Source organism: Candidatus Pelagibacter communis, from assembly GCF_012932795.1.
In the GTDB taxonomy this organism is placed as follows: Bacteria; Pseudomonadota; Alphaproteobacteria; order Pelagibacterales; family Pelagibacteraceae; genus Pelagibacter; species Pelagibacter ubique_S.
Genome location: NZ_LANA01000001.1, coordinates 63,523 through 75,582, shown reverse-complemented (window position 1 = coordinate 75,582; position 12,060 = coordinate 63,523). Strand labels below are relative to the sequence as shown.

The 12,060-nt window shown below is 29.8% G+C and carries 10 protein-coding genes; 6 read left to right on the top strand and 4 right to left on the bottom strand.

Annotated features, from left to right (window positions below; translation table 11 throughout):
* Positions 1-9 precede the first annotated feature (9 nt).
* From VP91_RS00415 to VP91_RS00400, 4 genes are read left to right on the top strand one after another with little or no spacing between them, the layout of a single operon-like run.
* Positions 10-1,254, top strand: coding sequence for an NAD(P)/FAD-dependent oxidoreductase (locus tag VP91_RS00415; RefSeq protein ID WP_169035478.1), 1,245 nt, complete (start codon positions 10-12; stop codon positions 1,252-1,254).
* Complete coding sequence (locus VP91_RS00410; RefSeq protein ID WP_169035477.1) at positions 1,247-2,014, top strand: DUF1365 domain-containing protein; 768 nt, start codon at positions 1,247-1,249, stop codon at positions 2,012-2,014. The genes VP91_RS00415 and VP91_RS00410 overlap by 8 nt, the downstream gene beginning before the upstream one ends.
* Positions 2,014-3,192, top strand: a complete 1,179-nt coding sequence (locus VP91_RS00405; protein ID WP_169035476.1) for an SAM-dependent methyltransferase — start codon at positions 2,014-2,016, stop codon at positions 3,190-3,192. The genes VP91_RS00410 and VP91_RS00405 overlap by 1 nt, the downstream gene beginning before the upstream one ends.
* A gap of 4 nt (positions 3,193-3,196) precedes the next feature.
* Positions 3,197-3,724: a DUF3833 domain-containing protein gene (locus VP91_RS00400; RefSeq protein ID WP_169035475.1), complete on the top strand. Its 528-nt coding sequence runs from the start codon at positions 3,197-3,199 to the stop codon at positions 3,722-3,724.
* On the opposite strand, the gene VP91_RS00395 is transcribed toward VP91_RS00400, so the two are convergent.
* Positions 3,721-4,482 (bottom strand): SDR family NAD(P)-dependent oxidoreductase, encoded by a 762-nt coding sequence (locus VP91_RS00395; protein ID WP_169035474.1) that lies wholly within the window; start codon positions 4,480-4,482, stop codon positions 3,721-3,723. The genes VP91_RS00400 and VP91_RS00395 overlap by 4 nt on opposite strands.
* 21 nt (positions 4,483-4,503) lie before the next feature.
* On the opposite strand from VP91_RS00395, the gene VP91_RS00390 reads away from it, so the two are divergent.
* Positions 4,504-4,971 (top strand): TspO/MBR family protein, encoded by a 468-nt coding sequence (locus tag VP91_RS00390; protein WP_169035473.1) that lies wholly within the window; start codon positions 4,504-4,506, stop codon positions 4,969-4,971.
* A 7-nt stretch (positions 4,972-4,978) separates the two neighbouring features.
* The gene (locus tag VP91_RS00385) at positions 4,979-6,082 is read left to right on the top strand and encodes an NAD(P)/FAD-dependent oxidoreductase (protein ID WP_169035472.1); all 1,104 of its coding nucleotides are present in this window, start codon (positions 4,979-4,981) and stop codon (positions 6,080-6,082) included.
* A gap of 3 nt (positions 6,083-6,085) precedes the next feature.
* Here the strand turns inward: VP91_RS00385 and VP91_RS00380 are convergent, their stop codons facing one another.
* From VP91_RS00380 to VP91_RS00370, 3 genes are read right to left on the bottom strand one after another with little or no spacing between them, the layout of a single operon-like run.
* Positions 6,086-7,561: a protein adenylyltransferase SelO gene (locus tag VP91_RS00380; RefSeq protein WP_169035471.1), complete on the bottom strand. Its 1,476-nt coding sequence runs from the start codon at positions 7,559-7,561 to the stop codon at positions 6,086-6,088.
* Positions 7,562-7,614: 53 nt separating this feature from the next.
* Entirely contained in the window at positions 7,615-10,383 is a 2,769-nt protein-coding gene (gene fdhF, locus VP91_RS00375; protein WP_169035470.1) for a formate dehydrogenase subunit alpha, read from the bottom strand.
* Positions 10,383-12,041: an NADH-ubiquinone oxidoreductase-F iron-sulfur binding region domain-containing protein gene (locus VP91_RS00370; RefSeq protein WP_169035469.1), complete on the bottom strand. Its 1,659-nt coding sequence runs from the start codon at positions 12,039-12,041 to the stop codon at positions 10,383-10,385. The genes fdhF and VP91_RS00370 overlap by 1 nt, the downstream gene beginning before the upstream one ends.
* Between the last annotated feature and the right edge of the window lie 19 nt (positions 12,042-12,060).

The window sequence follows — 12,060 nt, the reverse complement described above, 5'->3', positions numbered from 1 at the left end:
TTTACCAAGATGAAAATTGCTGTTGTAGGTGCTGGTATATCTGGATTAAGTGCAGCTTATTATTTATCTAAAAAACATAAAGTTGATTTATTTGAAAAAGAAAATCAATTTGGTGGCCATGCAAATACATTAAAAGTTGCTTATGACCACAATAAAGAAGTTGCAGTAGATATTGGATTTATGGTGTTTAATAAAAATACTTATCCAAACTTAATTAATTTTTTTTCAGAAAATAAAATAGAGATTGAGAAAAGTGATATGTCATTTTCAGTATCTGTAAAGGATAATGATATGGAATATTGTGGCAAAGGTTTAGGGGGAATTTTTTCAAATAAAAAAAATTTGATGAATTTAAAGTTTATTAAAATGTTTTTTGAAATAATTAGTTTTTATAAAAACTGTGAAAAAATAGAAACAAAAGAAGTTAAATCAATAACATTGGGGAAATACTTAGAAGAAATAAAAATATCAGATTATTTTATTAATTATCATATTGTTCCAATGGTATCAGCAATTTGGTCAATGCCACCTTATGAGGCTACACAAATGCCATTATCATTCTTTTTAAATTTTTTTAAAAATCATGGTTTGTTTAAAATAAAAGATAGACCTCAATGGTTTACTGTTGCCAATAGAAGTAAAACCTATGTAGATAAGGTAATAAGTCAAATTAGTGGAGAATACTTTAAAAATTATAATATAAATAAAGTTGTTAGAAGTGATTTTGGAGCTAAAATTTTTTATGGTGAAGAGAATGAGTTTTTTGATTATGACAAAATTGTAATTGCAACACATGCTGATGAGGCTTTAAAAATAATTGATAATCCAACTTCAGATGAAGAGCTTATATTAAAAAATTTTAAATATAGAGGAAATATAGCTGTTATTCATTTTGACGAAAGTATTATGCCTAAAAATAAGAAGGCATGGTGTTCTTGGAATTCATCAATGAGTGTAGATAATATTGAAAGAACATCAGTAACATATTGGTTAAACCAGTTACAGAATCTAAAGATAGATAAAAATATCTTTTTAACAATTAACCCATTTAGAGAAATTTCTGCCGATAAAATATACAAAAAAGTCAGTTTTACTCACCCTTATTTTGATACAGACGCACTATTAAACCAAAAGAATCTCCAAAAAATTCAGAATAAAAAGAATATTTTATTTTGTGGGAGTTATTTTGGTTATGGTTTTCATGAGGATGGAATAAAGTCATCTATTGAAATGCTAAAAACCCTAAATGATTAAACATTCATATATCTACACTGGAACTGTAATTCACAAAAGGTTTAAACCAAAAATTCATACCTTCAATTATAGGGTATTCTCATTGCTCATAGATTTATCAGAAATAAAGTTATTAGATAAAACTTTAAAACTGTTCTCGTATGATAAATTTAATATTATTAGTTTTTTTAATAAAGATCATGGTCCCAGAGATGGAAGTTCACTTAAAAATTGGGTAATAGATAATCTAAAAAAAAATGATATTGATTGTGATAACATTAAAATTAAACTTTTGTGTTATCCTAGAATATTTGGATATGTGTTCAATCCTTTAAGTGTATTTTATATCTATGATAAAAATTCGGATTTAGTATCTATTCTTTATGAAGTTAAAAATACATTTGGTGAGCAACATACTTATGTTTTTAAAGCCAAAAAAGATCAAAATTTAATACAACATGTCTGTAAAAAAAAATTTCATGTTTCACCATTTATAGCAATGAATTGTATTTATTTTTTTAGACTATTAAAACCAGGTAATAAGATTTCAGTAATTATTGATTTACAAGATCCAGAAGGTAAAATTCTTTATGCATCACAAGATGGTGTTAAAAGTGAATTAAGTAACACCAACTTGATCAAATCCTATTTAAAACATCCGCTTATGACATTTAAGATTATTTTAGCGATACACTTTGAGGCATTTAAATTATGGACAAAAGGAATTAAGTTTATAAGTAAAAAAATTAAGATTAAAAATAATATTACAATAGAGAATTAATGATAATTTATAAAATTTCAGATTTAATTGTATTTAATGCACTAAAAAAAATTAAACATGGTTTCCTTGAAATAATCAAAATTGATGGAGAAGTTTTAAAATTTGGTAATCCAGAAGATAGTTTAAAAGTATCGTTAAAAATTAAAGATGAAAGCCTTACTTACAATTTAATTAAAAGTGGCAGTATAGGTTTGGGAGAATCTTATATGAAAGATTTTTTTATTACTAATAATCTTTCTGATTTAATTGAATTAACAGCTAGAAACATAAAAACTATTTATAAGTTTTCTGGTATTTTCGATTTGCCTTTAATTAATTTCTTAAAGAATAAATTTATTAAAAATACAAAAAATAGAAGTAAGGAAAATATTGCAAAACATTATGACCTTGGTAACGATTTTTTCTCTCTTTGGTTGGACAAATCTTTAACTTATTCAAGTGCAATATTTGAAAATTCAAAACAAGATCTTTACCTTGCGCAAAATAATAAATATCAAAAATTAACTGATCTTTTAAAGCCTGCTGCTGGCAGTAATATACTTGAAATTGGCTGTGGTTGGGGTGGTTTTGCTGAATATCTAGGCACTAATTATGATGTGAAATTAGATTGTATAACCATTTCTAAAAGACAATTTGAATTTGCTAAAGAAAGAATTCATAAATGTGGGCTTAATGAAAAAGTTAACATTGAGATTAAGGATTATAGAGATCTTAAGAAAAAGTATGATCATATTGCATCTATAGAAATGATTGAGGCAGTAGGGCAGAATTATTTAGACAGTTACTTTAATACAATAAAAAAAAATTTAAATCCATCAGGTACAGTTGGCATTCAAGCCATAACAATTGATGATAGTTTGTTTGACAGATATAAAAATAAGAAAGACTTTATTCAAAAGTATATTTTTCCTGGTGGTTTTTTACCATCCAAAAGTGAAATACAAAATTATATTGATATTAATGGTTTAAAATTTGGAGAATATAACTCTTATGCAGATCATTACTCAGACACACTTATTGTTTGGAGAGAAGAGTTCAATAAAAAATGGGATATAATTAAAGATCAAGGTTTTGACTTAACTTTTAAAAAGATGTGGCAATTTTACCTTTCATATTGTGAGGCTGGTTTTAAATCAAGAAATATAGATTTGATTCAATTCTCTTTATATAATAAATAAACATATGAAATTTATATTTACTTTTATATCATTAATTTTATTAACCAGTTGCACAGGAAACAATATGAAACCAACAGATTTTAAAGACCAAAAACCAAGATTAATTATCGAAGAATATCTTTCTGGAAATGTTAAAGCTTGGGGAATTTTACAAAATAGATCTGGAAAAGTGACTAGACAATTTTCAGCTGATTTAAATGGTACGTGGGATGGTAAACAATTAATTTTAAATGAAAAGTTTAATTGGAATGATGGTGAAGTTCAAGAAAGACAATGGACAATTGATAAATTAGATGAACATAACTATGAAGGAACAGCAGGTGATGTTGTTGGTAAGGCTAAAGGCTATTCATATGGTCCTGCTTTTAAATTTGAATATGTCTTATTAGTACCTATTAAGGGCAAAGAAATGAAAATTACTTTTGACGATTGGATTTTTATGCAAGATGAAAAAGTAGCAATTAATAGAGCTACAATGACTAAGTTTGGAATAAAAGTTGCTGAACTTACGGTTATGTTTGTTAAAGATTAGTAATCTATTTTTTTCATCCCTTTTTCAACAATTTTAAAATAAATACTACTTGGTAGCATACTTAAAAACTTCAAAAAATAAGTAAAAGCTTTCGGAAAATGAATTTCAAATCCTTTCTTCTTAACTAAGCCTATATAGATCTGTTCTGCAGCAAATTCTGGTGACTTTATCATTGGCATTGGAAAATCATTTTGATCCGTCATTGGAGTTTTGATAAATCCAGGGCTAACTAGAGAAATTCTTACATTTTTTCTTTTCATTTCAAAGTGAAGGCTTTCTGCGAAACTTGTTAACGCAGATTTAGATGCACAATAAGCTCCTGCAGCAGGTAAACCTCTATATCCAGCAACAGAGGAAATGATTGATATTTGACCACTTTTTTTATTATTATAATAATTATAAACAGAGTTAATCGAATTTATTGTTCCAAAATAATTAACTTCCATAATCTTTCTAATCTTATCAAGATTGAATTCTCTCTCTGATTTGGGGTCATGTATGCCAGTTCCAAATATAGATATTTCAATATTGTTAAATTTTTCAATGATGTTTTTAAAAACAGATTTACATTGATCGATATTAGTAACGTCCAAAGGAAAAGAGTGAATATTTGAATTTTCTTTATTTAATTCTTGTAATAAATTTTCACGTCTTGCAGATGCCGCTACTATCCATCCTTCATTTGCAAACTTTAAAGCTAAAGCTTTGCCAATTCCACTGCTAGCACCCGTTATCCAAATAACTTTTTTTTCTTCCATATTCTATTGTATAATAGAAATATGTTAAAAAACAAATTCTTATCTTTTTTTCTATTTGCTCTTGTTACCTTTTCATCATCTGTAATAGGGGGTTTGGCCACAGTTGGGTTTAAGGAGCCCTGGTATTCTTCAATCATTAAACCTTCATTTAATCCACCTGACTGGATTTTTGCACCAGTTTGGACTACGCTTTATTTGTTTATGGCAATTGCTATCTGGAAATTCTGGCATAGTAAAAATAGAGATATGAATACTATTTACATCTACTTTATTCATTTAATTTTTAATACAACTTGGAGTATAGTTTTTTTTGTTTTTCATAAAATTATTTTAGCTCTAATTGTATTGGTAATTTTAATATTACTGATAATCATTCTTATAATGAGATTTAAGCGTGTCAACTTGTACAGTTATTACTTAATGATTCCTTATTTACTTTGGTGTCTCTTTGCATTATTGCTTAATTCAAGCTTAATCATATTAAATTAAAAAAATTATGGACGATGTTGTAATAGTTGGTGGTGGAATAATAGGAACTGCTACAGCCTATTTTTTATCTAAAGAAGGTAGAAAAGTTAAAGTTATAGAAAGAGACCCAACTTATAAAACTGCTTCTTTTCCATTATCACTCGGTGGATTTAGAAGACAGTTTTTTCAAAAAGAAAATATTTTATTAGGTAAGTTTGCTAGAGAATTTATTTTTCAAATACCAGAACTGTTAAAAACTGAAAAGAATCCAAACCCAACAGCAAGTATGGTCACTAATGGATATTTATTAATGTTTGGTCCTGAGCATGCTGAGGAACAGTATAAAGCTTTAAAAAATCACAAAGCTTGTGATGCTGGTACAAAAAATATTAAAAATTCTGAATTATCAAAAATATTTCCATATATTAACAGTGAAGGCATTGAAACAGCAACTTATACAGACAACCAAAGTGAAGGATGGATTGACCCTTTTATGTTTCATGGTGCTTTAAAAAGTAAAGCAATTGAATTAGGTGCGGAATTTATTAAAGGTGACGTAAAAAGTATTTCAGATATAAAAGCTAAAACAATCATATCTGCAGCAGGATGTTGGACTAAAGAATTATTAAAAGATATTCCAGTTGTTCCTCAAAAACATACTGTTTTTAGAGTTAAATGTCCTAAATACATTAAAGAAATGCCCTTAACGGGTGATTTAACAACAGGTGTTTACTGGAGACCAGAAGGTGGGGAATATTTAGCGGGTTCACCGAATTCAGTATTTGATGCTACTGATTTAGAACCAGCTTGGAATGATTTTGAAGAATTAGTATGGCCAGCCTTAGCACAAAGAATTCCAGCTTTTGAAGAATTAAAATTAACTGGTGGATGGGCTGGTTATTATGATTGTAACAAATTAGATAATAATGCGGTGGTTGGCAAACATCCAAAATATGAAAATGTATATATGGCTTCAGGATTTACAGGTAGAGGATTAATGCAAGCTCCTGGAATAGGAAGAGCACTAACTGAATTAATCTCTACAGGATCTTATCAAACGATTGATATAAGTGATTTTTCTGTCGAAAGAGTTCTTGATAACAATGCAAGACCTGAACCTTATGTTCTCTAAGGGTTAAGTTCCACAAAATGTTTGATAAGCTTTATTAGTTGATGGTGCAGGAGACTGAAAATCAATAATACTACTATGATTTTCATATGGTCTATTTAAAACTGTTAATAATTTATTCATAATTTCTAAATCACCATTGTTTGCAGCTGTCAAAGCTTCTTCAACTTTATGATTTCTTGGAATAATTATTGGGTTTACTGAGTGCATTAATTTTAAATACTTTTCTGGACTATTATTGTTTAATTTTAAGCGGTACTCCCATTTTTCTTTCCAAATAAGAAAGTTTTTATCATTATAAATTTTATTATCAGAAAACTTTTCATTCATTAAAAAACAAAAAGTATTAGTGTAATCAGCTTTATTTTTGTGCATCCAAGTTAGAAGTTCCATAATTAATATTTGATCATTTATATCTTCACCAAATAACCCCAATTTATCACGCATCATATTAAGCCATTTTTCTTCATATATATTTTCAAATGAATTAATTGCTTCAGATGCAATTTCTATAGCTCTATCTTTGTCGTCGTCTATAAGTGTTAAGATACACTCTGCAAATCTTGCTAAGTTCCATTTAATAATCTTCGGTTGATTTGAGAATGAATACCTTCCTTGATGATCAATTGAACTAAAGACTGTTTCGGGACTATAAGTATCCATAAATGCACATGGACCATAATCAATTGTTTCACCACAAATTGACACATTATCTGTATTCATCACACCATGAATAAACCCAACACGCATCCAGCTGATAACTAAATTAATTTGTACATTTATTATTGTCTTTAATAAATCTAAAGCTTGATTTTTGGAATTTTTAATATTTGGATAGTGTCGATTGATTACATAATCAAATAAGATTTTTAAATTTTGTTCTTTTTGTGTGGCTGCAATATATTGGAATGTTCCCACACGGATATGACTAGTAGCAATTCTTGTTAATACAGCACCAGGTAAATGTGTTTCTCTAATTACATTTTCTCCAGTTTTAACAACAGCTAAACTTCTAGTCGTATTGACCCCTAATTCATGCATTGCTTCACTTACAATATATTCTCTTAGCATTGGTCCTAGCGCCGCTCTTCCATCACCACTTCTCGAAAATGGTGTTTTTCCTGATCCTTTAAATTGAATATCATATCTGTCACCATTTTTTAATACGTGTTCACCCATAAGAACTGCTCGCCCATCACCTAACATTGTAAAATGCCCAAATTGATGTCCTGCATATGCTTGTGCAATTGACTCTGACCCCGTTGGCAATAAATTTCCAGAAAATAGCTGAGATAAATTTTCTTTTTCAATGTTTGTAAAATTTAAATTTAAATCATTGGATAGATCTTTATTTAAAATTATAAGTTCTGGTGATTTTACTGGAATTGGGTTCTGTTTTACTAATAAATCATTAGGTAGTCTTGCATATGTATTATCAAAAGACCAACCTGCTTTATTAATGTCAATATTTGAATTAGTCATTTTTAAAATTATAAACTTAATAATTTTTTAAAGCACCTATAAAAAATGAGTATTTATGAAAGTTCTGCTTGATTTTCTTTAGGTTCAACGACAGTTTTAAATTGATTGGATATTTTTTGAATTTCTACAGAAGAAACTTTATATTCTGCACACATTGTTTCTTCATCTTTTCCATGACCAGTCACCATGTTAACCATATGTTCTGGGAAGTGGAATGTTGTAAATACAATTCCTTCTTTAACTTTATCTGTTACCTCTACTTTTAAAGCTACTTCACCTCTGCCAGAATAAAGTCTACCAATATCACCAGTATTTAATTCTCTTTTTTTTGCATCATTAGGGTGAACTAATAGCAAGTCTTCAGAAACTATATTAATATTTTTAGTACGTCTTGTCATAGTAGCAGCATTATAATGTTGAAGAACTCTACTAGTTGTTAAAATTAATGGATAATCTTTTTTATTTGTAGCTATCTCATTAGATTCTTTCCAATCAAAATTTTTAAGTTGCCCTTTTCCTAATTTGAATGTTTTTTCATGTAAGATTTGTGTATCAGTACCATCCTCTTGTACTGGCCACTGTAATCCCATTTTACCAAGTCTTTCTCTTGTTACACCTTTAAAGAAAGGAACTACATCTGCTATTTCCGCAAGAACTTGATCAGCATCATATTCAGGTTGATCAAATCCTAATTTTTGCATCATATCTGTTACGATTGTTCCATCTGTTTTAGTACCAGGCAAAGGAGGTACGGCTCGATTCACTCTTTGAATTCTTCTTTCTGTATTAGTAAAAGTTCCATTTTTTTCTAAGAAAGTTGTTCCAGGTAATACTACTGTTGCAAGTTTCGCAGTCTCACTCATAAAAATTTCTTGTACTACTAATAATTCTAATGCATTCATTGCATCTATAACATGTGCACTATTAGGATCTGTTTGAACAATATCCTCTCCAATAATCCAGACAGCTTTTACATCTTTATTAATTGCTCCATCAAACATCTCCGGGATTTTTAATCCTTGTTTAGTTGGATGAACAACTCCATATTTTTCTGTATAAAAATCTTGATTTTTTTTGTCTGAAACTTCAAAGTATCCAGCTCCTTGGTGAGGTTGACAGCCCATATCTGCTGCACCTTGAACATTATTTTGTCCTCTTAATGGATTAACGCCAACACCTCTTCTACCAATATTTCCTGTAATCATTGCAAGATCAGCAATTAACATTACCGTTTTAGATCCTTGCTCCTGTTCTGTAACTCCTAAACCATGGAATTCCATAGAGTTTTTTGCGGTTGCATAAGCAATTGCAGCTTCTTTAACTAACTGTTTATCAACACCAGCAACTTTCGCTAGATGATCCATATCTTGTCTCTCAATTTCTTTAATGAAATTTGCAAAACCTTCAGTTCTATCTCTGACAAAGTCTTTGTCATAAAGGTTTGCTTTCAAAATATAATGCAACATCATATTTAATATGGCTACATTTGTTCCTGGTCTCAGTTTAATATGATAATCAGCAAGTTTAGCAAGCTCTGTAGTAATTGGATCTAATACAATTAATTTTTTACCCTTCATTACTTGTTGCTTAATTTTAGCACCAGTAACTGGGTGAGCATTTGTTGGATTTGCTCCAATCACCATAAATAAATCTGCATGGTAAATATCCTCTGTAGAATTTGTAGCTGCTCCAGTTCCAAATGTTTGTTGCATTCCCCACGCCGTAGGTGAATGACAAATTCTTGCACAGCAATCTATATTATTAGTTCCTATTGCTGCTCTAATCATTTTTTGGAAAACATAATTTTCTTCATTAGTACATCTTGCCGAAGAAATACCAGCAACTGCATCTGGTCCATTTGCTTTTGTAATTCTGTTTAATTCTTTTTTAATGAAGTCATATGCCTCATCCCAAGAAGCTTCTTCAAATTTTCCATTCCTTTTAATTAAAGGAGTTTTTAATCTGTCAGGATGATCATAAAATCCAAAAGCATATCTTCCTTTAATACAAGTGTGACCTGCGTTAACTTCAGATTTTTCAGGTGTAGAAATTGCAACAACTTTATTATTTTTAATTGAAGCTTCTAGATTACAACCAACTCCACAATAAGAACAAGTCGTTCTTACTTTTTCATCAACAGCAACTGACTTAGATTGATATACATCTGAGATGGCATCTGTTGGGCAAGTGTGTGCACAGGCTCCACAAGATACACAAGACGAGTCCCCAAATAACGCATCATTATCTGTTGTAATTTTAGACTCAAATCCTCTTCCACTCATCGTTAAAACAAATGAACCTTGAATTTCATCACAAGCTCTGACACACCTTCCACAATTAATGCAGTTATCTAAATTCATTCTCATGTAATCATGAGAGGTGTCTCTTGGAATACCTCTATGTTGTTTTGGTACATTATATCTATGATCTGATATGCCTAAATCATTGGCTACATCTTGAAGTTCACAGTTATTATTAACCTCACAAGTTCCACATTCCATTGGATGGTCGGTTAAAACTAGTTCAACAATATTTTTTCTTAAAGACGTTAAATTTTCATTGTTTGTAAAAATATGTTGGTTTTCACCAACTGGTGTATGACATGAGGCTACAACTTTAGTTGGACCATCTTTAACTAAAGCAACCTCAACTGAACAAACTCTACAAGCTCCATAAGGTGCTAAGTTTGGATCGTTACATAAAGCAGGAATCTTTTTTTCACCAAGATAGCTTTCTACAAATTTTAAAACAGAAGTATGGTTAGGACCAATTTCATATGGTTTACCATCTATATATGCAATTTTTCTTTTTTCTGAGCTCATTAATTATCTTTCACCATATCATCCTTCATTTCATCACCAAAATATTTTAATATGTTCATGATTGGAGTAGGTATTGCACCACATAAAGCACATAAACAGCCTTTTTTCATTGTTACTAGCAGCTCATTTAATAGCTTTAATGGAATTTTGGCAGTCTTATTCTTTGCTTGGTCAAACATTTCCTTACCACGGTAAGAACCAAGTCTACCAGGAAAACATTTTCCACATGATTCTTCAGCTGTGAACTCAAATAAATGATGAATATATTCGACCATTGGAAAGTCTTTTGGAATGCTTACTATACTTGCGTGTCCCAACATGAAACCGGCAGCAGTAAACTCTTGAAAATCTAAGTTTAATTTTTCTACTTCAGTAATTGGTATAACACCACCAAGTGGGCCACCAATTTGTAATGCTTTAATAGGTTCTTTAAAACCTCCACCAATATCATTTAAAACTTTTTTCATTGGAGTTCCCATTTCGACTTCGTAAACACCAGGATTATTAAAAAAACTATCAAAACAAACTAACTTTGTACCTGCAGATTTTTTATTTCCAATTGCTGAAAATTTATCAGCTCCATTAATAAGTATACCAGTAGCCGCAGCTAAAGTTTCAACATTGTTAACAACTGTTGGTTTTTTATAAAGTCCTTCAGTAACAGGGAAGGGTGGTCTGACATCAACTTCTGCTCTTCTTCCTTCAATTGATGCAATTAAAGCAGTTTCTTCTCCACATATGTACGCTCCTTGTCCTATACAAATATTTAGATCAAAAGAAAAATTTGTTCCAAGAATATTTTCACCTAATAACCCTTCTTTTTTTAAAGAGTTAATACATCCATTTATTGCTTCAATAGATTTTGGATATTCACCTCTTATATATAAAACACCTTCATCACTTCCAATAACATATCCACAAATAATCATTCCAAATAAAACTTTAAGTGGTTGATCTTCTAATAAATATCTATCAGAGAAAGCTCCTGAGTCACCTTCATCAGCATTGCATATAACATATTTTTTTTCAGAGGGAGCTTTTCTACAAAAGTCCCATTTCATTCCAGCTGGAAAACCAGCACCACCTCTGCCTGTTAAGTTTGAATCTAAAAGTGACTTTATAATTTCTTGTTTATCTGTATTTATAAATTTATTTAAAACATCTTTAAATTGATCTAAGTTTGAAAGCTTATCATCCATTAAAAAACTTGTTGAAGCAAAACTTTTTGAGAAAAATTTTTCCTGTGTAATCTCTTCTCCTTTGATTATCTCATCAATTTTATCAATATCATTGCCAGCATAGTTTTCACCATCATAGTGAAACGCTTTATTTTCATAACAGTGGCCAAGACAGAACATCTCACCAACTTTATCATCACCTAGTTTTTCTTTTAATTTTTTCTTTAAAGGTTCCTGTGTTCCAGAACACATACAAGCACTTCCATTACAGACAAAAGCTTTTTTTGCTCTATGAGATGGTCTTAAAAATTCATAAAAACTCTCTGCACCATGAATAGTAGATATACCCATGTGGTATTCATTAGCTATTTCTTTGATACCACTAGAGTCTTTAGAATTTAAAGATCTCTCAGAAATTTTTTCAAACAGGTTTTTTTTAAGACCAATTCTTCCTGATAAGTTACTGATATTTTTTGACACAATTTACCCTATTAAAATT

What these genes read in the sequence shown, in the direction of transcription:
- VP91_RS00415 (WP_169035478.1), top strand. Translation starts at nt 10, where the DNA reads ATGAAAATTGCTGTTGTAGGTGCTGGTATATCTGGATTAAGTGCAGCT.
- VP91_RS00410 (WP_169035477.1), top strand. Translation starts at nt 1,247, where the DNA reads ATGATTAAACATTCATATATCTACACTGGAACTGTAATTCACAAAAGG.
- VP91_RS00405 (WP_169035476.1), top strand. Translation starts at nt 2,014, where the DNA reads ATGATAATTTATAAAATTTCAGATTTAATTGTATTTAATGCACTAAAA.
- VP91_RS00400 (WP_169035475.1), top strand. Translation starts at nt 3,197, where the DNA reads ATGAAATTTATATTTACTTTTATATCATTAATTTTATTAACCAGTTGC.
- VP91_RS00395 (WP_169035474.1), bottom strand. Translation starts at nt 4,482, where the DNA reads ATGGAAGAAAAAAAAGTTATTTGGATAACGGGTGCTAGCAGTGGAATT.
- VP91_RS00390 (WP_169035473.1), top strand. Translation starts at nt 4,504, where the DNA reads ATGTTAAAAAACAAATTCTTATCTTTTTTTCTATTTGCTCTTGTTACC.
- VP91_RS00385 (WP_169035472.1), top strand. Translation starts at nt 4,979, where the DNA reads ATGGACGATGTTGTAATAGTTGGTGGTGGAATAATAGGAACTGCTACA.
- VP91_RS00380 (WP_169035471.1), bottom strand. Translation starts at nt 7,561, where the DNA reads ATGACTAATTCAAATATTGACATTAATAAAGCAGGTTGGTCTTTTGAT.
- fdhF (WP_169035470.1), bottom strand. Translation starts at nt 10,383, where the DNA reads ATGAGCTCAGAAAAAAGAAAAATTGCATATATAGATGGTAAACCATAT.